Below are 22,297 nucleotides of genomic sequence, written 5' to 3' on the forward strand. Positions count from 1 at the left end.
CTACCGGAACCGGAACGCCTTCATCAGCCGCAGGCTGCGGCTCATGAACTGGGCGTACGCCTCGTCGCTCATCCCCAGCGACGGCGCCATCGGCAGCAGCCGCTGCTGGGCGACGGTCTGGGCCTCGGTGTACTTGAGGATGCCCTCGGAGCCGTGCCGGCGGCCGAGGCCCGAGTCCTTCATGCCGCCCATCGGGGACTGGACGCTGCCGTAGGCGGGCGCGTAACCCTCGTTGATGTTGACCGTGCCGGTGCGCAGCCGGGCGGCGATCTCGCGGCCGCGCTTGCCGTCCTTCGTCCAGACCGAGGAATTGAGGCCGTACGCGGTGGAGTTGGCCTGCGCGACGGCCTCGTCGTCGGTCGTGAAGCGGTACAGGGAGACGACCGGGCCGAAGGTCTCCTCGGTGCAGATCGCCATGGGCTCGGTGACGCCGTCGAGGATGGTGGGCTCGAAGAAGTACGGGCCGATGTCCGGGCGCGCGACACCGCCGGCGACGACCGTGGCGCCCTTGGCGACGGCCTCCTCCACGTGCCGGGTGACGGTCTCCAGCTGGCGTTCGCCGACCAGGGAGCCCATGTCGGCGCCGTAGGCGAGGGACGTGCCGAGCCGCATGGCCTTGGTGCGGGCGGCGAAGCGCTCCAGGAAGGCGTCGGCGATCGACTCGTGGACGTACAACCGCTCGATGGAGATGCAGAGTTGACCGGCGGAGGAGAAGCAGGCGCGAACGGCGCCGGCGGCCGCCTTCTCGATGTCGGCGTCCTCCAGGACCAGCATGGCGTTCTTGCCGCCGAGTTCGAGGGACACCCCGACCAGGCGGGCGGCGGCGCCCTGGGCGACCTCGCGGCCGGTGCGGGTGGAGCCGGTGAAGGAGACGTAGTCGGCGTGCCGGACGACCTCGGGGCCGACGACGGGACCTTCACCGAGGACGACCTGAAAGACGTCGGCGGGCAGGCCGGCCTCCACGAGCAGGTCACGCGCCCACAGGGCAGTGAGGCAGGTCTCGGTGTCCGGCTTCATCACCACGGCGTTGCCCGCGACGAAGGCGGGCAGCGCGTCGCCGACGGACAGCTCGAGCGGGTAGTTCCAGGGGGCGATCTGGCCGACGACACCGCGCGGGTGGCGCAGTTCGGTCACCTTGGTGAGGGTCGGCATGGCGCCCGCGTGCCGCTTGGGCCGCAGATAGGAGGGGGCCTTGCGGCCGTAGTGGCGGGCGGCGACCGCGACGGCCTGCACCTCCTCGTGCGCGTGCAGGCGGGCCTTGCCGGTCTCCAGCTGGATCAGGTCGAGGACCTCGGCCTGGCGTTCGAGGACGAGGTCGTGGAAGCGGAGCAGGACGGCGGCGCGCTGCCGTACGGGTGTGCGCTCCCACACCGCCTGCGCCTTGCGGGCCGCCTGGAAGGCCTTCTCGACGTCCTCGGGCGTCGACTCGGGCAGGTCGGCCAGCTTCTCGCCGGTGAACGGCGTGTGGTTGGCGGTACGACCGGAGCCGACCACACCCTTGGTGAGCTGGGCGACCAGCTCCGGGGTGACCACGTCGGCGGCGGTACGCGCGCCCTCCGGCGCGGGGGCGAGGGGGTTGGTGGCCTGCTCCGAAGCCTTCGTGTCCGTCATGACGCGCAGAGTATGCCGGGGCGGGGACTTTGGGTACCCGTCGGTAATAGTGATTCACCGAGTACTCACACGCTGCCAGCGATCACTGGCGCAAAAGCCGCTGATCAGCGCGTTGTGCGGGGACGATCACCCACCGCTCACTCTTTTCCGATCACAAGCCGGTCACGCGCCGCCTTGAACAGGCCCATGCCCTCCTTCTCCGCGGCCGTCCCCTTCGGCATGTCGACCCGGAGCTCGTAGAGACGGCCGTCGTCGGTCCTGACGAACAGCTGCATGACCCGGGCCGGGGCGGCTCCCTTGTCGTCGTAGGCGGTGTCGGCCTGGACGGCGTAGTCACCCCCGAGGCTGGTCTGCGTGAGCTGGGTGTCGGCCTCCTCGTGTGTCGCCCAGGCCTTCTTCTGCTGGTACGCCCGGCCCAGGGGGGTGGCGGCGGTCCGGTCCCACAGGCTCAGACGCAGATCGATGCCGCCGTCTCCGTAACTCACCATCCGCGGCTGGTCGGTGGCGCTGCCCTGCCGGTGGGTCTCCCGGTACCGGCTCGGGGCGGCCAGCGTGGCCTTCAGGGCCTTCTCCTCGTGCGTGTCCCAGGACTCGTCGGCGATGTCCGTGGCGGAGACGGCGGGGACCGAGGCCACCTGTGGTGTGGCGACCCCGGTCGCCTCGGGCTCGGCGAGGGCGTACGACGCACCGAGCCACGCACCGCTGGCGAGGACGACCCCGAGCACGGCGGCGGGCAGCGGCCGGCGCAGGAGGTGGGGCTTCGCCTTCGACGTCGGTACGACGGTGGTGTGCGCCTCCGGCACGGGCGCGGGCCCGCTGTCCCGCAGGCGTACGGTGCCGGAGTCCTCCCCCCACTCGCTGAGGCGGTCGGGGGTCTGCGGGGCCGGTGTCTCGGACAGCGGGGGCACCGGCCACCCCTCCGCCGCCGCCTCCAGGACCTTTGCGGCCTCCTCGGCACCCGGACGCAGGTCGGGGTCCTTCCCCAGCAGCCCGGTGATCAGGGGGGTGAGCGGGCCGGCCCGTCGGGGCTCGGGCGGGTCGAAGGAGAGGATCGCGGCGAGGGTGGACTCCAACGTCGTACGGCGGAAGGGCGGTTCGCCCTCCACGGCGGCGTACAGCAGCACGCCCAGGGACCACAGGTCGGAGGCCGGCCCTGCGCCGCGTCCCGACATCCGCTCGGGGGCGACGAACTCGATGGAGCCGACGAACTCGCCGCTGACGGTGAGGGATTCCTCGCCCTGGACATGGGCGATGCCGAAGTCGGTGAGGACGACCCGGCCATGGGGGCCGAGCAGCACGTTGGCGGGCTTCACATCGCGGTGCACGATCCCCACGGCGTGCGCGGCGCGCAGCGCGCCGAGGACGGCGAGACCGATCCGGGCGGTCTCGGCGGGGGCCACGGGACCGCGCCGGAGCAGCTCGTGCAGGGACTCCCCGCGCACCAACTCCATGACGATCCAGGGAAGTCCGTCCTCGACGACCACGTCGTGGATGGAGACCGCGGCGGGATGGTCGACCCGGGCCGCGGCACGGGCCTCGCGGTAGAGCCGGTGCGAGGCCCGCTGATGGACCTCGTCCTCCGGGTCGCCGGGCAACCGCGGCTGCTTCACGGCGACTTCGCGGTCCACGCGTTCGTCGTGCGCCCGCCAGACGGTGCCCATGCCGCCCGACCCGATGCGCTCGGTCAGCCGGTAACGGCCGCCTATCAGCCGTCCTTTGGGGCCGGCGCCGTCCCCGTCGTTGCTCATGTCCCATCAGTACCGTGCGGGAGCCTCGCTTGTCGACGCGGGTCAGAGGACATCGACGTCCAGGTTCGCGATCGCCGTCTCGGCGACCTCCTGCCCTCGGTGCGTGAAGTCGCCCTCGCCCGGATAGCTGACGGTGAGCTTGTACATGTCCCCCTTGGAGGTCTTGTAGTAGAAGATCTGCATCTCGCGCGGGAGGGGGTTCTCGGTGTCGTCGGTGTCGTAGACGATCGTGTTCCTGGCGGCCGGCTTGCCCTGGTAGGTCGTCTCGTCCTCGGTCTTCGTCGTCGGGTTCTCCGGCATGTCGTAGTCGTACTTGCCGCTCTCCTCGAACGTCTTGTTGTCCTCGTACATCTCCGCGGCGGCCGAACTGGCGATGGTGTTGCCCGGGTCCTCGGCCTTCCTGTCGAGCCGCAGCCCGATCCAGACGGCGCCGCTGGGGTCGGTGTACGTGACCCAGTGCCCCTCGTCCGTCTCCCGGTCGGGCACCCGCTCCTTGTAGTGGCCGGGCACCGCCAGTGACGCGGCGACGTCCTCCACCTTCTTCGTCGTCCAGCCGTCCGGGAGCGGGCCCGCGAACGGGTCGGCGATCACCAGGTACGCCGCCACCGCGGCCGCGACGACGGCGGCACCGATGCCGAGCAGGGTCTTGCGGCCCAGCCGTACGCCGCCCTTCGGGGCGCCCTCCTCACGGTGCACGACCTGTGTCGGCACCGGCATCGGCGGGTGGGCGGCCGCCTCCAGCAGGGCACGCACCTGGGCCGCGTTCGGGCGGCTCACGGGGTCCTTGTGCAGCAGACCGGTGATGACCTCGGCCAGCGGACCGGAGGCGGAGGCCGGTGCGGCGGGCGCGGCGTTGAGGACCGACTGGAGCGTGGCCGGGGTGTTGCTGCGGCGGAACGGCGAGACGCCCTCGGTCGCCGCGTAGAGCACCACGCCCAGCGACCACAGGTCCGACGCCGGGCCGGGGCGCTGCCCCAGCACCCGCTCGGGCGCGATGTATTCGGGCGAGCCGACGAAGCCGCCGGTGTCGGTCAGACTGGTCTCGCCCTCGATCTGGGCGATCCCGAAGTCGGTGAGGACGACCCGGTCGTGGCGGCCGAGCAGCACGTTGTCCGGCTTGACGTCCCGGTGCAGGATGCCCGCCGCGTGCGCGGCCTCCAGCGCGCCGAGCACCTCCAGACCGATCCTGGCCGCGTCGCGCGCCCCGAGGGTGCCCTCTTGCAGGGCGTCGCCGAGCGAACGGCCGTGCACCAGCTCCATGACGATCCAGGGCTGGCCGTCGACGACCGCGACGTCGTGGACGTTGACGACGGAGGGATGATCCAGCCGGGCCGCGGCCCGGGCCTCGCGACGCATGCGCTCGAAGGCGTTGGCACGTTCACGTTCGGGAAGGTGGTCCGGTACGCGGGGCTCCTTGACGGCGACCTCCCGGTCCACCGTCTCGTCCTTGGCACGCCACACCGTGCCCATGCCGCCGTGTCCGAGCTTGGCCAGCAGCCGGTAACGACCCGCGATCAGACGACCCGTGCCCGGGTCCTGCGCGGGCGCCGCCTGGTGCGGCACGACCTGGGTGGGTGCCGCGTACGGGTTGTCAGGGTGCGGCACGGCCGCGGGCGGGTTCGGCGGTTGCAGTCCAAAACTGGTGGGCTCGTCGGACCCATAAGGGGCTCCCCCGTTGCTGCTCATGGGTCCGTTCCTATCGCGCCAGGCGCGTCCGGATCCACCCAGAAGGCGCCGCGGTCACAGACCCGTGACCGAGGAGGTCGCTTATCTCCCGTTTGGGCGCCCGGTGGGGGTCGGAGTGGGCGTCACCGGGGACCTTGTGCTCATCGAGGCGCTCACCGAAGCGCCGGTCGAGGCGCTGGTGGAGACACTGGTGGGGGCGCCGGTCGAGGCGTGGGTGGGGGCGCCGGTCGAAGCTCCGGTCGAGGCGTGGGTGGGGGCGCCGGTCGAAGCTCCGGTCGAGGCACTGGTGGGGGCGCCGGTCGAGCCGCTTGCCGACCCGCTCACCGAGCCGCTGACGGACGGCGGTGGCGGTGACGGAGTCCCCCCACCCCCCTCCTGATGCATGATCAGCGCCGCCCCCGACACCCCCGCCCCGGCCATCGCGGCGACCAGCAGCACGGCGACGAGCACCCCTCGCCTGGAGCGCCGCGGCTCCCGGTCCGGCATCCGGCCCGTCTCCAGGAACACCCGCAGCATCCACTCCGCCCGCTCCCCGTCCAGCCGCCGCTCCGGATCGCGTTCCAGCAGCCCCCGTACGACGGGCAGGATCGGCGCGGCCTGCGCGGGCGGGCGTATCTCCGCGGCGAGGACGGCGTGCAGGACGCCGCTCAACGAGTCGCGGCGGAACGGCGATTCGCCGCTCACCGCCGTGCACAGCAGCACGCCCAGGGACCACAGGTCGGAGGCCGGTCCGGTCGGCAGCCCGGACACCCGCTCCGGCGCGGTGTACTCGGGCGAGCCGACGAAGGAGTCCAGTTCGGTGAGCGTGGGGGTGCCCGCGACCTGGGCGACGCCGAAGTCGCTGAGGACGACCCGGCCGGTGCCGGTCTCCAGCAGGACGTTCGCGGGCTTGACGTCGCGGTGCAGGACCCCGGCGGCGTGCGCGGCCCGCAACGCGCCGAGCAGGTCCACACCGATCCGCGCGGCCTCGGCGGGCACCACCGGCCCGTGCTCGGCGATCCGGTCGGCGAGGGAGCTGCCGTCGATCAACTCCAGCACCAGGTAGGGCCGTTCGTCGTGCTCCACGACGTCATGGACGACGACGATGTGCGGATGCCGCAACTGCGAGACCGCCCGCGCCTCACGCAGCACGCGGTCACGCCGCCGCCGGTCCCCGGCCTCGGACAGCGGCTCGTCGAGGGGCAGTTCCTTGACCGCCACCCGCCGCCCCAGCAACAGGTCGGTCGCCTGCCACACGACCCCCATACCGCCCCGCCCGATCCGCACCTCCAGGCGGTAACGACCCGCTATGACACGGAAGTTGTCCCCCGGGGTCCCCATGCGCCCCATGATGCCGCGCCGGACGGACCCCTTCCGGGGCACTGACCGGCCAAGTTGTCAGCGGGTTTTCGGCTGCCAGCTCTGCAGGATCCGGTTGAACTGCGCACGCGTGGTGGCCCAGTCCTCGACCGGCGAGGCGGAGTAGATGGCGTACTCGATGCCGTCCCGCGCCATGTAGCCGACGTCGATCGCCCGGTACGGGCCCGCGGTGAAGTGCGGCCCGTCCTTCGCCAGCGCCGTCCAGGTGTACTCCCAGCGGGTGCTCGGCAGGTCGCGGTAGAGCTCCTGCTTCATGCTCAGCCGCTCGTAGGCCACCAGGGACGGGGAGATCTGCCTCTCCAGGTCGCGCATGTGCTTGTCGGAGCTGTCGAAGTCCGGCGCCGTGTCGACGGCGACGCGCACGAGGTGCTTGCCCTTGTCGGGCGAGTAGTCGACCTGTTGCAGGCCGTCCGCGTCGATGGAGACCCGCCGCTGCCAGCCCTTGGGCAGATAGATGGTGAAGCCGAAGGGGTCGACACGCTTCTCCCAACCCGCGGGCGCCTGGTTGCCGTTGCCCCGCTCGGTGGGCGTGGCGCTCGGGGACTGCGAGGCGGCGACGGCAGGGCTGCCCGTGCCGAACTGCTGCCACGCCGCCGCCGCGCCCCCGCCGACGATCGCCGCGAGGGCGACGACCAGGGCGAACGTACGCAGGCGATGCCGCTTCGGCGAAGCGGGCGCGGGCCCGGGCACGGCCGTCCCCGGCGGATACGGCGTGGCGGCGGCCGTCTGCGCGCGGGTCCCTGTGCCGGTGCCCACGGTGTCGTACCCCGGTTGCCCCGGCTGCCCCGGCTGCCCCGGTTGCCCGAACTGTCCCGTCGCTCCCGGCTGCCCTGTCGGGGCGTACGGCCGCAGCGGGGTAGGCAGCCGCCCCTCCGCCGCCTCGGCCAGCATCCGCTCAGCCTCCGCCGCGCTCGGCCGCTCGGCCGGATCCTTGCGCAGCAGCGCGGCGAGGACGGGCCCCAGCACACCCGCGTGGGCGGGCTCGGCGGGTTCCTCCTCGACGACCGCCTGCATGGTGCCGATCGGTGAGGTGCGGCGGAACGGCGAACGGCCCTCGACCGCCGTGTACAGCGTCGCGCCGAGCGCCCACAGGTCGGAGGCCGGGCCCGGGTCGTGGCCGCGGACCCGCTCGGGGGCGAGGTAGTCGACGGAGCCGACGACCTCTCCGGTGCGGGTGATCGTCGTGTCGCCCTCGATCTGGGCGATGCCGAAGTCGGTGAGCAGGACCCGGCCGTCGTGGGAGATCAGGACGTTGCCGGGCTTCACGTCGCGGTGCAGGACGCCGGCGGAGTGCGCGGCGCGCAGGGCGCGCAGCACCCACAGCCCGATCCGGGCGGCCTCGGTGGGCTCGACGCGCCCCTGCGCCTTGACGGCGTCGGCCAGCGAGCGGCCCTCGACCAGCTCCATCACGATCCACGGACGCCCGTCGTGGTCGAGGACGTCGTGCACGGTGACGACGGCGGAGTGGTTGATCCGGGCGGCCGCGCGGGCCTCGGCACGAGTGCGGTGGAGCAGCCGCTCCTGGTCGCTCTCGGAGACGTAGAGCGCGGCGGTCAGCTCTTTGATGGCGACGGCCCGGTGCAGCACCTCATCATGCGCACGCCACACCCGCCCCATGCCGCCGCTGCCGAGGGTGTCGGCCAGCCGGTAGCGGCCCGCGAGGAGCAGGCCCTGCATCTGATTCACGTTGCCCCGCAATGGTCTTGACAAGGTCAGATTAGGGACCGGCCGGGACGCTGGGAACCACGGGGGTGCCAAGGTTTCGCTGTTGTGACAGTTCTCGCCTCCGGGAACCGAACCGACCCGCCACCCGTCGGACCGCCCCATCACCCGTCCGTACCGAGCCGTGACCGGTCGTCCCCGGCCGTGACCCGCCCGTACCGAGGCCGTGGGTCAGCCGGTGACCGTGTAGGTCGCCGCCGCCTGCTCGAACAGCCGCGTCACCTCGTCCCGTTCGGCCTCGGGCCCGCGGACCTGCACCACGTGGTACTTGCCGGCGACGAGCATCGCGAGGTTGCGCACGAACAGCTCCCGCCCGGCGTCGTCGGTCCAGGTGAACTGCCCCTCGGCCATGGTCCGCCCGCCCACCTGGATCGTCTTCAGCCCCGAGGCGCTGGCCCAGCTGGAGTCGCGGTACGGCTGGAGCTCGCGCTCGTCCTCCCGCTGGTACGCCATCGGGTCCTCGCCGTACTCGTCCGCGCTGTCCCTCCCGGCCACGACGATCAGGTCGAAGTCGCCGTGCGAGTACACGACCTGGCCGCGGCCGTTCTCCGGGGTGTGCTCCCAGCCGCTCGCGACGGCCACCCGGAACCCGGCGGAGTCCGAACGCAACGAGAAGCCGTCGGCGACCTCGGGGCCGGAGGTCTGGGTGTCGGTGGAACCCGAGGAGCTGTCCTTCGGCTTCGGCTCGGGCTTCGGCGAGGTCTGGTCGGGCCGCGGCTCGCTGCTCGCGGGTGCCTCACTGACCTCACCGGCGGTGCCGGTCCGGTCGGTGTCTCCCGAACCGTTCGTCGACTCACCGGACTTGGGCATGAAAAGCATCGCGTACGCGATCGCCCCGGCCATCAGGAACAGCACCAGCAGCAGCAACGTACGACCGAGCCGGCGCGGTGACCCCGTCGCCTCCTGCTTGGCCCGCTTGTGCCGTCCGTGCGCGCTGGTCGCGGGCAGCCCGGCACGCCGTCGGCGCACCAGCTCGCCCCGCCGCCGTACGACGGGCAGCCGGCTGGAGTCGATCGGCGGGGCGGCGATGACGTGGGCGCCGGCCTCGGGCTCCGGCGCGGACCGCACCAGCGAGCGCAGCCAGCCCCGCAGTTCCTCGAAGTCCAGCCGCTCGGTGGGGTCCTGACGCAGCAGCGACTCCACGACCGGACGCAGCGGACCGCACTCCTCGGCGAAGGCGGGCGGCTCGGCGCACACCATCTGCACCAGCTCGGCCGTCGACTCCTCCGGGTACGGCGCGTGCCCCTGCACGGCCCTGAAGAGCAGCGCCCCGAGCCCCCACAGGTCGGTGGCGGGCCCGATCGGCGCGGCCAGCTGCCAGTTCTCGTGCACCGGCCCGGCCTGCTCCGGCGCCCATCGCTCGGTGACCGGCCCGACCACGGCCATCCTGGCCTGCCGCGCCCGCTCGGCGGCGAGCGCGGTGGCGGGACCACGGGGAGCGGGGGCCGCGGCGGCGAGCTCGTCCCAACGGCCGGGCGTGGGCGCGGGGCCGGGGACGGGCGGCAGCGCGGCCGTACGGTCCTGCCCGCCCGGCGGGCGCCCCGCACCGGCCCGTACGCCGTAGGGCTCGGCGATCTGTCCCGGCGGCACCGAGGCGTGCCGCTCACCACGACCGGGCTGCACCGCACCGCTCAGGGGCGCGGAACCCGGCGGCGACTCGCCCCCGTTGCCCAGGGCGTACGGTCCCTGCCGCACACCGCTGCCCGAGCCGTACGGCGAGGTCGGGCCCGCGGTCCTGCCCTCGGCCCTGCCCGCGGGGTCGGCCTCGGGTGTCGGCCGGGCTCCCGGCAGGGCCGCCCGGCCGTGCTGCTGGGCCTCCTGGACCCGGGCCGCGGCCCGGGCGCCCGCGCGATAGGCGGCGATCGCCCCCGCCCGCGCGGCCCGGACGTCACCGCCGGTCTCCACGGCCCCGCGCGCGACCGCGGCCGACGTGCCGGCGCCGTTCGTGGCGTCCTCGCCGAGTCCCGGCAGCCCACCGGCCTCCCGCGCCTCGATGGCGGCCCGCCGCGCGGCCTCGGGATCGACGCCCCCGGCCTCCGCACCGACGCCTCCGGGACGGCCCTCGCCTCCGGGGCGCCCCTCACCTCCGGGCCCACCCGCGCTTCCGGGCCCGCCGACACCACGTGGTCCGCTGACGCCTCCGCCGACGCTCCCGGGTCCGTTGACGCTTCCAGGTCCGCCGAGACTTCCCGCGTCACCCGTCCCGCGACGGTCTCCGAACCCCTCGTCGCCGTCCTCGGCCGGTACCGGGTCGTATCCGCACAGCGCCTCCTCCGCCGCCCCGACCGCGAGGCCGGTCAGCATGATGCGGCCGTCGTCGCAGACCAGGACCGTGCGGGCGGTGATGTTGCGGTGGACCCAGCCGTGGGCGTGCAGCACCCGCAGGGCCATGAGGACGTCGGCGGCGACCTCGGCCGCCCGGTACGGCGTCAGCGGCTTCTCCGCGAGCAGCGCCGCCAGCGGCCGCGCGGCCACCAGCTCGCTGACGACCCACAGCGACCCGCCCTCGGCGAACACGTCGAAGACCTGGTCGAGCCGGGGATGGTCGGGTATCCGGGCGGCGGCCTGCGCGGCCTCCACGGCCCGTCGCACCGCCGGTTCGGTGGGCCGCCGCGTGCTCGTCCGCGAGGCCGGCCGCCGAACTCCCCGCTCCCGCGGGTCCCTTGCGGTGAAACCGTCGGGCAGTCCCTCCGCGTCGAGCACCTCGGCCTCGACAACCTCGGGCAACGGCACCTGCCGGACGAGGACTTCCTGCCCGCTGTAGGTGTCGAAGGCCCGGCTCTCGGTCAGTTCGTACTCGTCGGAGGGCGGCAGCGGCAGGCGGTAGCGGTCGGCGAGTACCCGTCCCGCATAGTCGTCCACGTTGCCTCCCCCGGCCCCTCCGGATCGGTCAATTCCGTTCGCCTCGCGTGCCGTTCCGCCCAGACCTGGATGCGTACCGTCCGCAACCACTCACGATACGTGCCGGAGGCAACCCGCAAAGAGAGGATGCGACATCTCACTCCCCAAACGCGGAACGGGTCACCGCGCGGTCACTTCACGATTTCGGTTCGAACGTCTTCGTGAGGGTCTGCCAGGTGTCCTTACGCGACTCGCTGCCCCAATTGGCGGCTTTCGCCGTGTACATCAGCGCATATCCGAGATGGTCGTTGACGACGAAGCCCCGGTCGATCGTCCGGTACTTCGTCCCGCCCTCGACATAGGTGAACTCCCAGTCGGCCGCCAACCAGCCGCGGTAGTCCACCTTGGCTATGCGCACCCGGTCGTACTGGGAGCGCACCATGTACCGCTCCTGGCTCTTCCAGTCCGCCACCGGGTCGCCCTTCGGCGTGGACGTCCAGGCCACCAGCAGCTTCTGCCCATCGGGGCCGGTGAAACGATCCCCCGCGGAGGCCGACGTCTGGAACTTCCACCCCGCGGGCAGCCCGATCGAGTAGCCCTGACCGCCCTTGTACGTCGACTTCGCCGTGCCGCCGCCCCCGTCGGAGGAGCCGCCGGCCTCGCTGCTCCGGGTCGCGGACGGGCTGTTGCTCGGCGTTTTCCCGGTCGCCGACCCGGAGCCCGCGGACTCGGTCGCCTTGCCGTCCGGCTGGGTGCCACCGCCCGGGTCCTCCTTGGGGGAGGCGCTCGCGCTCACACTCGCGGAGGACTTGGCGCCGCTGCCCGCAGCGTTGCCGGAAGGGTCGTCGTCGCCGCTGAACGCGACAGCCAGCACGACCGCGACCAGGGCGAGCACCACGACCACCGCGATGATCACCAGCGTCCGCCTGGGCACCACATCGGTGAGCGGCGCCCTCGGTACCGGCCGCGGCGGCAGATCCGCCGGCGGCGTCATCACGGGCCACCCGGAACTCCGGCCACCGCTGGCCGCGTCGGCCCCCGACGCCGTCCCCGAACCGCTGCCGGCACCCGCACCGGGCGCACCCACACTGCCGGAACCCGACGTCACCGGCCCGGACGCGCCCGGCCCGGAAGCCGTCGCGCCGCCCGCGGGGCCCGAAGCCGCCGCGTTCCCGGCCGCCCCCGAGGCCGGCGCCGCCGGTGAACTCGCCGTACCGCTGCCGGACTTGGCCCGGGACGCGGCCGCCGTACCCGCCGCCCCCGCGGCCACGGCCGCCTTCCGCACGGAACGCAGCGCCCCGCGCAGCCGCTCCCCGCCCTCCCCCGCGCCCCGGTCGGGCTGCGGAGGCAAGGGCACGACCTTCGTCGCGTCCGGCGCCGGATCCGGCTCGTCCGCCTTCGGCTCGGGCGCGTGGATGACCGCGTTGAGCATCTTGCGCGCACCGGCGTCGTCGAGCCGCTTGTCGGGGTCCTTGGTGAGCAGCCCGTAGATGACGTCCCGCAGCGGGCCCGCGTTCTTGGGCTCCTCCAGCGGTTCGGTCATCACCGCGGTCAGCGTCGCGATCGCCGAGCCCTTGTCGTAGGGCGGCAGACCCTCGACCGACGCGTACAACAGCCCGCCCAGCGACCACAGGTCCGCGGCCGGTCCCGGCTTGTGACCGCGGGCCCGCTCCGGGGAGATGTAGGAGGGGGCGCCGACCAGCATGCCGGTGGAGGTGATCGACGGGTCGCCCTCGACCTGGGCGATGCCGAAGTCGGTGAGCACGACCCGGCCGTCCTCGGAGATCAGCACGTTGGACGGCTTCACGTCCCGGTGCAGGATGCCCTCGCGGTGCGCCGAGCGCAGCACGTCGAGCACCGCGAGCCCGACCTCCGCCGCGCGCTTCGGCTCCAGCAGGCCGTCCTCCCGGATGACCTCGGCGAGCGACTTGCCCTCGACGAGCTCCATCACGATCCACGGCCGGTCGTCCTCGTCGACCACGTCGAAGACCGTCACCGCGCTGTTGTTGCGGATCCGCGCGATCGCCTTGGCCTCACGCAACGTACGCGTGATCAGCCGGCGCTTCTCCTCCTCGTCGATGCTGGAGGGGAACCGCAGTTCCTTCACCGCGACGATCCGACCCAGGGTCTCGTCCTCGGCGCGCCATACCGTGCCCATGCCGCCGCGGCCGAGCACTGCCCCCAACCGGTACCGCCCGGCGAGGAGACGCTCGCTCTTGCCCTGACGGGATGCCCCCGCCCGCTCCGCCTCCGACATGCGTCCCCTCATACAACCCGCCCTGACAGAGCCTTCATTGTCCCTCACCCGACAAGTGCCCGACGCCCAGGGTGCCCCTGTGGACCAGCGGCCCGCCCCGAGACCCGCTCACCCGCGCCACCATGACCACACCGCGCCACGACCCCTCACACCACGGTGACGACCACCCACCCCACCCCACCCTCCGCACCCACCGAAAGCCCCCCGGAGCCCCAGATTCCGCCCCACGGCATGATGGGCCGCACGACGGACCACCCCGCACGACGACCCACCCGCACGACGACCCACCCGCACGAAGCCCCACCCCCACGAGGAACACGGCCACAAGCCACGCGCCCCGCACAAGCCATGCCCCGCACGCACCGCACACGCCACGCACCGCACACGCCACGCACCGCACGACCCGCACGACCCGCACCACACGGCCCGCACCGCACGAACACGCCACACGGCGCTGGCCCACACGATGAGCTCGCCCCTCACGATGAGCTCGCCCCACGTGAGGGACCGCCCCGAAAGGCGCTCGCCCCACCTGCCGGCACCGCCCGCTGCAAAAGGGCACCCCTCACAACTGCCCTGCCAGCCCCCGAACTACCGCCCTGCCGGCCCACACAACCGCCCCACCCGCCCCACCGCCCCCGCCAGCCCCGCCCCGCACGATGGACCACCCACCAGGCCCGCCCCACCGAAGGGACCCCGATGCCGCCGCTCCGGACGCTGCTCGCCCTGCTGGTGTGCCTGGCGCTGCTCGCCCTCGCCCCGACCGCCTCCTCCGCTCCCGTGACGCCCCCTACGGACGGGCTCCTCCCGCTGCTGGTCACCGAGGGCGAGGCACCCGCCGCCGCGCTACTGGCCCGTGAGGGGACCGACTCCCGTTACGCCGGGGCCGGACACGGCATCGCACGCGCCGATCACTTCCGCGCCGGCAGCATCACAAAGACCTTCATCGCGACCGTCGTCCTCCAACTGGCCGAGGAGCACCGGCTGTCCCTGTCCGACACCGTGGAGCGGCATCTGCCCGGCCTGGTGCGGGACGCCGGGAACGACGGCCGCGCGATCACCCTGCGCGCCCTGCTCACCCACACCAGCGGCCTGGTCGACTTCACCACCTACACCCGGGGCGCGGTCCCCCTCTCCCCTCGTCAAGCCGTGCGTACCGCGCTCACCCACCCTTCTGCCGGCCTCGGCCGCTACACCTACTCGAACACCAACTACGTCCTGCTCGGCATGGTCGTCGCCGAGGTCACCGGCCACTCGTACGCGACCGAGGCCCAGCGCCGCATCATCGCCCCACTCGGTCTGACGGGCACCTCCTTCCCTGGCTCCCGCACCTCCCTCCCCGCCCCGCACGGCCGCGCCTACGACACCGACGGATCCGATGTCACCGCTCTGGATCCGCGGGTCGCCGGGGCCGCCGGCGAGTTGGTGACCACGCTCGCCGACCTGGACCGCTTCTACGCGGCGCTGCTCGGCGGTGAACTGCTGCCCCCGCGCCGGCTGCGCGAGATGCGCGACACCCGCACCGCACACGGCCTGTACGGCATGGGGCTGTTTCCGGTGAAGCTGCCGTGCGGCACGACGGTGTGGGGGCACAACGGCCGGATCGCCGGCAGTTACGTGCGCACCGCGGCCACCGTCGACGGCCGTCGTGTCCTCACCTTCCGGGTGAACACGACCGCGATCGCAGACCCCGACCTCGAACCGGCCCTGCTCGCCGCCGAGTTCTGCCCCCGCACCTCGTAGAACGACCGGGTTCCGAACGAAGATCCCACCCAACGACACTCGTTCGAGTGAGCTTCACCGGCCCACCGGCATCAGGCCCCGATCGGCCCACCGGCACCAGGCCCCGATCGACCCCAGCACGCACCGGTCGGCACCCCCGACACCCGCCCGACGCCACGGGCCCTTCGCCCACACCCCGCACCCGGCACCCGGCACCCGGCACCCACCCAACAGCGCCCGCCGACAGGCACCCCCGCACGCCCCCTACAACGGCGCGATGTCCGGCGCCCCCAACCGAGCCGCGTCCGCCGTCAGGTCGTCCGGCTGGCGCTGCGACTCCCGCTCCGCCTCCACCCGCTTCTCGTAGTGCTCGACCTCCCGTTCGATGTGGTCCTTGTCCCAGCCCAGCACCGGCGCCATCAGCTCGGCGGCCTCCCGCGCACTGCGCGTCCCGCGGTCGAAGGTCTCGATGGAGATCCGCGTCCGCCGGGTCAGCACGTCGTCCAGGTGCCGCGCCCCCTCGTGCGAGGCGGCGTACACGATCTCCGCGCGCAGATAGTCCTCCGCCGCGGGCAGCGGCTCCCCGAGCGAGGGGTTCGCGGCGATGAGGTCGAGGACCTCCTCCGCCAACGAACCGAATCGGTTCAGCAGATGCTCCACCCGCACCACGTGCAGGCCCGTCCGGGCGGCGATCCGCGCTCGCGCGTTCCACAGCGCCTGGTACCCCTCGGCGCCCAGCAGCGGCACGTCCTCGGTGACGCACTCGGCGACCCGCATGTCGAGCCCGTGCACCGCCTCGTCGACCGCGTCCTTGGCCATCACCCGGTACGTCGTGTACTTGCCGCCCGCCACGACCACGAGACCGGGCACCGGATGCGCCACGGTGTGCTCGCGCGACAGCTTGCTGGTGGCGTCCGACTCCCCGGCGAGCAGCGGCCGCAGTCCGGCGTACACGCCCTCGACGTCGTCCCGGGTCAGCGGGACGGCGAGCACGGAGTTCACATGCTCCAGCAGGTAGTCGATGTCGGCGCTGGACGCGGCGGGATGGGCCTTGTCGAGGTCCCAGTCGGTGTCCGTGGTGCCGATGATCCAGTGCCGGCCCCAGGGGATGACGAACAGCACGGACTTCTCGGTGCGCAGGATCAGCCCGGTCGAGGAGTGGATGCGGTCCTTGGGCACCACGAGGTGGATGCCCTTGGAGGCGCGGACGTGGAACTGCCCGCGCTCGCCCACCAGGGCCTGGGTGTCGTCGGTCCACACGCCCGTGGCGTTGACGATCTGCTTGGCGCGGACCTCGTACTCCCCGCCCGCCTCGACGTCCTGCACCCGGGCGCCGACGACCCGTTCGCCCTCGCGCAGGAACCCGGTCACCCGCGCGCGGTTGGCGACCTGCGCGCCGTACGCCGCCGACGTGCGCACGAGGGTGGCCACGAAGCGGGCGTCGTCCATCTGGGCGTCGTAGTACTGAAGGGCGCCGACCAGGGCGTCCTTCTTCAAGGCGGGCGCGACGCGCAGGGCGTGACGGCGGCTCAGATGCCGGTGCATGGGCAGGCCCCGGCCGTGCCCGCGGGCCATCGACATGCTGTCGTAGAGCGCGACGCCGGACCCGGCGTACAGGCGCTCCCAGCCCTTGTGCTGCAAGGGGTACAGGAACGGCACGGGCTTCACCAGATGCGGGGCGAGCCGCTCCAGCAGCAGGCCGCGCTCCTTCAGTGCCTCCCGGACGAGGGCGAAGTCGAGCATCTCCAGGTAGCGCAGGCCGCCGTGGATGAGCTTGCTCGACCGGCTGGAGGTGCCCGACGCCCAGTCGCGCGCCTCGACCAGGCCGACGGACAGCCCGCGCGTGACCGCGTCGAGGGCGGTCCCGGCACCGACCACACCGGCGCCCACCACCAGTAGGTCCAGCTCTCGCTCGGCCATGGTGGCGAGCGCCTCGGCTCGCTGCACCGGCCCCAGTGTCGCTGTCCTCACCGCTGCCTCCCGCTGTCGGTCGCGCCGGTCACCCGTGAGGAGTGACCCGGTCCGTATCCCCCATGCCCAAATTCTGACCGGCTTGCCCGACTTCAGCCACCAGTCACCCCCAGCCTGTGGACAACTTCCACATCACCTGTGCCAGAGCTCGAGAACCCGGCGGGAAGACACCCTGCGGGAAGACACAAGGAATCAATCTCGTATTTCGGTCAGATTTACTCTTAGTCTGACATTGCGCTCGCCCGTTCTGTCCACCGGGCTTGTGCGCCTGTCCCGCTTCGGTTATTGGGAAGGACGGTCCACGCCATGCCCGCAGATCTCGCCGTCATCGGACTCGGTCCGTACGGACTGCCCCTGGCCCAGGCCGCCGTCGCCGCGGGCATCCCCACGCTCGGTTACCGCACCGGCCCCGAGGCCGGCTCGCTCAGCCCCGCCGAACTGCGCCGGATGCTCTCGGGGGGCTTCCGGCCGGCCACCTCCCCCGCCGAGCTCGGCCGGGTGCGCACCGCGGTCATCTGCGCGCCCACCCCGCGCGGGGCGGACGGCGGACTCGATCTGACCCAGGTGGAGGCCGCGGCCCGCACCCTGGCCGACCATCTGCGCCCGCACACCACGGTCATCCTGGAGTCGCCGGTCCCGCCGGGCACCACGGAGGACTTCCTGCGCCCCCTCCTGGAGGAGGGCTCACGCCTGTGCGCGGGCCGCGACTTCCACCTCGCGTACTCCCCCAGCCGGGTGGATCCCGGCAACCGCGACTTCACCCCCGCCAACACCCCCAAGGTGCTCGGCGGCCTCACCCCCGCGTGCACCGAGTCGGCCGCCGCGTTCTACTCGCGCCTCACCGACAAGGTGGTACGCGCGCGTGGCCCCCGGGAGGCGGAGACGGTCCAGCTCCTGGAGACCAACTTCCGCCACGTCAACATCGCCCTCGTCAACGAGATGGCGGTGCTCTGCCACGAGCTGGGCGTCGATCTGTGGGACGTGGTCCGCTGCGCGGAGACCAAGCCCTTCGGCTTCCAGACCTTCCGCCCCGGCCCCGGCGTCGGCGGCCACGCGGTCCCGCAGGACCTGACCGGCGGCCCCGGCGGCCGCACACTCCGCATGGTCGAACTGGCCCAGCAGGTCAACAACCAGATGCCGCGTTACGTCGTCCAGCGCGCCGCCACGCTCCTCAACGAGCACGGCAAGTCCGCGCGGGGCGCGCGCGTGCTGCTCCTCGGCGTCACCTACAAGGCCGACCTCGCCGATCAACAGGCCACACCCGCACGGGAGATCGCGATCCGCCTGATGGAGCTGGGCGCCGCGGTCAGCTACCACGACCCCCACGTCCCCTCCTGGAACGTCCTGGACCGCCCGGTCCCCCGCGCGGACTCCCTCTACGAGGCGGCGGCCGACGCGGACCTGACGATCCTGCTCCAGCAGCACCGGACGTACGACCTGCAAGGCCTGTCGGTGAAGGCGCAGCTGCTGCTGGACACGCGGGGGGCGACACCCACCGGGGCGGCGCACCGGTTGTGAAGGGGGGCGCGCGAGCGCGACGGGCCCCGGAGCCGTGGCATGCGGGGTGCGCCGCGGGTCCTTACGGTTACAGGTGGAGCCCACCGCAGCGGCTACTGCGGCAGGCTCCTGGGTGACGCACGACAGGCCCAGGCACGCAAAAGGCCGGCCACCCCACCCGGGTGGCCGGCCCTGCAGTCGCCGTAAGCCCCTACCGCTTGTGCTGAGAGTCCGCGACCGTCACCTCGACGCGCTGGAACTCCTTCAGCTCGCTGTAACCGGTCGTGGCCATGGCCCGCCTCAGCGCGCCGAAGAGGTTCATCGAGCCGTCGGGGGTGTGCGACGGGCCCGCCAGGACCTCCTCGACGGTGCCGACGGTGCCGAGGTCGACCTTCTTGCCGCGCGGCAGCTCCTCGTTCACCGCCTCCATGCCCCAGTGGTGGCCCTTGCCGGGCGCGTCCGTGGCACGGGCCAGCGGGGAGCCCATCATGACGGCGTCCGCGCCACAGGCGATGGCCTTGGGGATGTCGCCGGACCAGCCCACGCCGCCGTCCGCGATGACGTGCACGTACCGGCCGCCGGACTCGTCCATGTAGTCACGGCGGGCCGCCGCCACGTCCGCGACCGCGGTCGCCATCGGGACCTGGATGCCCAGCACGTTGCGCGTGGTGTGCGCCGCGCCGCCGCCGAAGCCGACGAGGACACCGGCCGCGCCGGTCCGCATCAGGTGCAGGGCCGCGGTGTACGTGGCGCAGCCGCCGACGATCACCGGGACGTCGAGCTCGTAGATGAACTGCTTCAGGTTCAGCGGCTCGTGCGAGCCGGAGACGTGCTCGGCCGACACCGTCGTGCCGCGGATGACGAAGATGTCCACGCCCGCGTCCACGACGGCCTTGGAGAACTGCGCCGTGCGCTGCGGGGAGAGCGCGGCCGCGGTGACCACGCCCGAGTCGCGCACCTCCTTGATGCGCGCGCCGATCAGCTCCTCCTTGATGGGGGCGGAGTAGATCTCCTGGAGGCGCCGGGTGGCCGTCTCGGAGTCCAGGCCGACGATCTCGTCGAGCAGCGACTGCGGGTCCTCGTACCGCGTCCACAGGCCCTCGAGGTTGAGCACGCCGAGGCCGCCGAGCTCACCGATGCGGATCGCGGTGGCCGGGGAGACGACCGAGTCCATGGGGGCGGCCAGGAACGGCAGCTCGAAGCGGTAGGCGTCGATCTGCCAGGCGATCGAGACCTCCTTCGGGTCGCGCGTACGACGGCTGGGGACGACGGCGATGTCGTCGAAGGCGTACGCCCGGCGGCCGCGCTTGCCGCGCCCGATCTCGATCTCAGTCACGTGTGTGGCCTTTCCCTGATGCGTTGCAGCGCCTCCCAGTATCCCCGACGGGTACGGCAGGGGCGGCCCCGGATGCTCCGGGACCGCCCCTGGGGAAGCCTGGTGACTACTTACGGCTGTAGTTCGGCGCCTCGACCGTCATCTGGATGTCGTGCGGGTGGCTCTCCTTGAGGCCCGCCGAGGTGATCCGTACGAACCGGCCGTTGGCCTGGAGGTCGGGCACGGTGCGGCCGCCGACGTAGAACATCGACTGGCGCAGACCGCCGACCAGCTGGTGGACGACCGAGGACAGCGGGCCGCGGTACGGCACCTGGCCCTCGATGCCCTCGGGGACCAGCTGCTCGTCGGAGGCGACGCCCTCCTGGAAGTAGCGGTCCTTGGAGAAGGACTTGCGGTCGCCACGGGTCTGCATGGCGCCCAGCGAGCCCATGCCGCGGTACGACTTGAACTGCTTGCCGTTGATGAACAGCAGCTCGCCCGGGGACTCCTCGCAGCCCGCGAGCAGCGAGCCCAGCATCACGGTGTCGGCGCCCGCGACCAGGGCCTTGGCGATGTCGCCGGAGTACTGCAGGCCACCGTCGCCGATGACCGGGATGCCGGCCTCCTTGGCGGCCAGCGCGGCCTCGTAGATCGCGGTGACCTGCGGGACGCCGATGCCGGCGACGACTCGGGTCGTGCAGATCGAGCCGGGGCCGACGCCGACCTTGATGCCGTCCACACCGGCGTCGATGAGCGCCTGCGCGCCGTCCCGGGTGGCGATGTTGCCGCCGATGACGTCGACGTCCGAGGAGTTCGACTTGATCTTGGCGACCATGTCGCCGACCAGCCGGGAGTGGCCGTGCGCGGTGTCCACGACGATGAAGTCGACGCCGACCTCGATCAGCGCCTGGGCCCGCTCGTAGGCGTCACCGGCGACGCCGACCGCGGCACCGACGAGCAGCCGGCCCTCGGCGTCCTTGGCGGCGCTCGGGTACTTCTCCGCCTTGACGAAGTCCTTGACGGTGATGAGGCCCTTGAGGACGCCCTCGTCGTCGACGAGCGGCAGCTTCTCGATCTTGTGCTTGCGCAGCAGCTCCATGGCCTCGACACCGGAGATGCCGACCTTGCCGGTGACCAGCGGCATCGGCGTCATGACCTCGCGGACCCGGCGGGAGCGGTCGCTCTCGAAGGCCATGTCGCGGTTGGTGACGATACCGAGGAGCCGCTTGCCCGGGTCGGTGACCGGGACGCCGCTGATGCGGAACTTGGCGCACAGCGCGTCCGCCTCGGCGAGCGTGGCGTCCGGGTGCACGGTGATCGGGTCGGCCACCATGCCGGACTCCGACCGCTTCACCAGGTCGACCTGGTTGGCCTGGTCCTCGATGGAGAGGTTGCGGTGCAGCACGCCGACGCCGCCCTGGCGGGCCATCGCGATCGCCATGCGCGACTCGGTGACCTTGTCCATGGCGGCGGACAGCAGCGGGATGTTGACCCGCACGTTCTTGGAGACGTACGAGGCGGTGTCGATCTCGTCGGGCGCCATGTCCGACGCGCCCGGCAGCAGCAGCACGTCGTCGTAGGTCAGCCCGAGTGTCGCGAATTTGTCAGGCACTCCGTCGACGTTGGCAGTCATGACACCTTCCCCAATGGCCTTGATCGGTGCGGATGTCCATGCTAACGGGAAGGATGGGTCCCGAATTCCACGGTTCCGTCCGGCTACCGGCTTCGTATGTTCGTACGGAACCGAGGTATGACGTGTTCACCGAAGACACCAAGGCGCCACGGCAAGGGGCTACGGCCGACTACTGCTCGGCGAGGGCTCGCAGCCGGCTCAGCGCCCGGTGCTGGGCCACCCGGACGGCTCCCGGTGACATTCCCAACATCTGGCCCGTCTCCTCGGCCGTCAGCCCGACGGCGATCCGCAGCAGCAGCAGCTCCCGCTGGTTCTCGGGAAGGTTGGCCAGCAGTTTCTTGGCCCATTCGGCGTCACTGCTGAGCAGGGCACGCTCCTCGGGGCCGAGGGAGTCGTCCGGCCGCTCGGGCATCTCGTCGGACGGGACGGCCGTGGACCCGGGGCCCCGCATCGCGGCGCGCTGCAGGTCGGCGACCTTGTGGGCGGCGATGGCGAAGACGAACGCCTCGAAGGGCCGACCGGTGTCCCGGTAGCGCGGCAGGGCGAGGAGGACGGCGACACAGACCTCCTGCGCCAGGTCCTCCACGAAGTGACGGGCGTCGCCGGGCAACCGCGACAGACGGGTGCGGCAGTAGCGCAGCGCCAGTGGGTGGACATGGGCGAGCAGGTCATGTGTGGCCTGCTCATCCCCGTCGACGGCGCGGTGGACGAGCCCACCGATCACCGTCGTCTCGTCCTCGCGCATCGGCCCATGGTGCCTTGTGGCCGATTCCTCTGTGGCACCGCGCCCGATGTTGTGCACCGAAGCGTTATGAGCAGGTGCGCCGGAACTCATCCCCTGCGCCCTCCCCTTCCGCTCGACCGAATCGTCCCCGAGAGACTCCACACCTCAAGGATGCGGCATCCGCGCCGAAACGAGCAGCGGGCGCCGAATG

General features: G+C 72.5%; 12 protein-coding genes and 1 pseudogene. 2 read left to right on the forward strand and 11 right to left on the reverse strand.

Annotated elements, in window-relative coordinates:
* From ACZ56U_RS25670 to ACZ56U_RS25700, 7 genes and pseudogenes are all read right to left on the reverse strand, one after another.
* Positions 1–1,611, reverse strand: coding sequence for a succinic semialdehyde dehydrogenase (locus tag ACZ56U_RS25670; protein WP_469086338.1), 1,611 nt, complete (start codon positions 1,609–1,611; stop codon positions 1–3).
* A 137-nt stretch (positions 1,612–1,748) separates the two neighbouring features.
* Complete coding sequence (locus tag ACZ56U_RS25675; protein ID WP_469086339.1) at positions 1,749–3,359, reverse strand: serine/threonine-protein kinase; 1,611 nt, start codon at positions 3,357–3,359, stop codon at positions 1,749–1,751.
* A gap of 42 nt (positions 3,360–3,401) precedes the next feature.
* A complete protein-coding gene (locus ACZ56U_RS25680) occupies positions 3,402–5,045 on the reverse strand; it encodes a serine/threonine-protein kinase (protein ID WP_469086340.1) in 1,644 nt (547 codons plus the stop codon).
* A gap of 153 nt (positions 5,046–5,198) precedes the next feature.
* A pseudogene (locus tag ACZ56U_RS25685) lies at positions 5,199–6,365 on the reverse strand (protein kinase domain-containing protein); the annotation flags it as partial.
* A gap of 57 nt (positions 6,366–6,422) precedes the next feature.
* On the reverse strand, positions 6,423–8,081 hold the full coding sequence (locus ACZ56U_RS25690; RefSeq protein WP_469086341.1) for a serine/threonine-protein kinase: 1,659 nt from the start codon (positions 8,079–8,081) through the stop codon (positions 6,423–6,425).
* 216 nt (positions 8,082–8,297) lie between these two features.
* Positions 8,298–10,988: a protein kinase gene (locus ACZ56U_RS25695; RefSeq protein ID WP_469086342.1), complete on the reverse strand. Its 2,691-nt coding sequence runs from the start codon at positions 10,986–10,988 to the stop codon at positions 8,298–8,300.
* 175 nt (positions 10,989–11,163) lie between these two features.
* The gene (locus ACZ56U_RS25700) at positions 11,164–13,224 is read right to left on the reverse strand and encodes a serine/threonine-protein kinase (protein ID WP_469086343.1); all 2,061 of its coding nucleotides are present in this window, start codon (positions 13,222–13,224) and stop codon (positions 11,164–11,166) included.
* A 699-nt stretch (positions 13,225–13,923) separates the two neighbouring features.
* On the opposite strand from ACZ56U_RS25700, the gene ACZ56U_RS25705 reads away from it, so the two are divergent.
* Positions 13,924–14,967 (forward strand): serine hydrolase domain-containing protein, encoded by a 1,044-nt coding sequence (locus ACZ56U_RS25705; RefSeq protein WP_469086344.1) that lies wholly within the window; start codon positions 13,924–13,926, stop codon positions 14,965–14,967.
* 243 nt (positions 14,968–15,210) lie between these two features.
* Here the strand turns inward: ACZ56U_RS25705 and ACZ56U_RS25710 are convergent, their stop codons facing one another.
* On the reverse strand, positions 15,211–16,917 hold the full coding sequence (locus ACZ56U_RS25710; protein WP_469086345.1) for a glycerol-3-phosphate dehydrogenase/oxidase: 1,707 nt from the start codon (positions 16,915–16,917) through the stop codon (positions 15,211–15,213).
* Positions 16,918–17,223: 306 nt separating this feature from the next.
* Here ACZ56U_RS25710 and ACZ56U_RS25715 point away from each other — a divergent pair, with 306 nt between their 5' ends.
* A complete protein-coding gene (locus ACZ56U_RS25715) occupies positions 17,224–18,435 on the forward strand; it encodes a nucleotide sugar dehydrogenase (RefSeq protein ID WP_469086346.1) in 1,212 nt (403 codons plus the stop codon).
* Positions 18,436–18,625: 190 nt separating this feature from the next.
* Here the strand turns inward: ACZ56U_RS25715 and ACZ56U_RS25720 are convergent, their stop codons facing one another.
* The 3 genes from ACZ56U_RS25720 to ACZ56U_RS25730 all read right to left on the reverse strand — a co-directional run bounded on the left by ACZ56U_RS25720 (position 18,626) and on the right by ACZ56U_RS25730 (position 22,197).
* Positions 18,626–19,750: a GuaB3 family IMP dehydrogenase-related protein gene (locus ACZ56U_RS25720; RefSeq protein ID WP_469086347.1), complete on the reverse strand. Its 1,125-nt coding sequence runs from the start codon at positions 19,748–19,750 to the stop codon at positions 18,626–18,628.
* Positions 19,751–19,856: 106 nt separating this feature from the next.
* A complete protein-coding gene (guaB, locus tag ACZ56U_RS25725) occupies positions 19,857–21,362 on the reverse strand; it encodes an IMP dehydrogenase (protein ID WP_469086348.1) in 1,506 nt (501 codons plus the stop codon).
* A gap of 169 nt (positions 21,363–21,531) precedes the next feature.
* Positions 21,532–22,197 carry a sigma-70 family RNA polymerase sigma factor gene (locus ACZ56U_RS25730; RefSeq protein ID WP_469086349.1) on the reverse strand — a complete coding sequence of 222 codons (666 nt, stop codon included), beginning with the start codon at positions 22,195–22,197 and terminating at the stop codon, positions 21,532–21,534.
* Positions 22,198–22,297: the final 100 nt, after the last annotated feature.

Source organism: Streptomyces sp. NPDC034103, assembly GCF_055575395.1.

Bases quoted from the DNA above. Each gene is read 5' to 3' on its own strand.
- ACZ56U_RS25730 (WP_469086349.1), bottom strand. From the start codon at position 22,197: ATGAGTTCCGGCGCACCTGCTCATAACGCTTCGGTGCACAACATCGGG.
- ACZ56U_RS25675 (WP_469086339.1), bottom strand. From the start codon at position 3,359: ATGAGCAACGACGGGGACGGCGCCGGCCCCAAAGGACGGCTGATAGGC.
- ACZ56U_RS25705 (WP_469086344.1), top strand. From the start codon at position 13,924: ATGCCGCCGCTCCGGACGCTGCTCGCCCTGCTGGTGTGCCTGGCGCTG.
- ACZ56U_RS25670 (WP_469086338.1), bottom strand. From the start codon at position 1,611: ATGACGGACACGAAGGCTTCGGAGCAGGCCACCAACCCCCTCGCCCCC.
- ACZ56U_RS25690 (WP_469086341.1), bottom strand. From the start codon at position 8,081: ATGCAGGGCCTGCTCCTCGCGGGCCGCTACCGGCTGGCCGACACCCTC.
- ACZ56U_RS25715 (WP_469086346.1), top strand. From the start codon at position 17,224: ATGCCCGCAGATCTCGCCGTCATCGGACTCGGTCCGTACGGACTGCCC.
- guaB (WP_469086348.1), bottom strand. From the start codon at position 21,362: ATGACTGCCAACGTCGACGGAGTGCCTGACAAATTCGCGACACTCGGG.
- ACZ56U_RS25700 (WP_469086343.1), bottom strand. From the start codon at position 13,224: ATGTCGGAGGCGGAGCGGGCGGGGGCATCCCGTCAGGGCAAGAGCGAG.
- ACZ56U_RS25680 (WP_469086340.1), bottom strand. From the start codon at position 5,045: ATGAGCAGCAACGGGGGAGCCCCTTATGGGTCCGACGAGCCCACCAGT.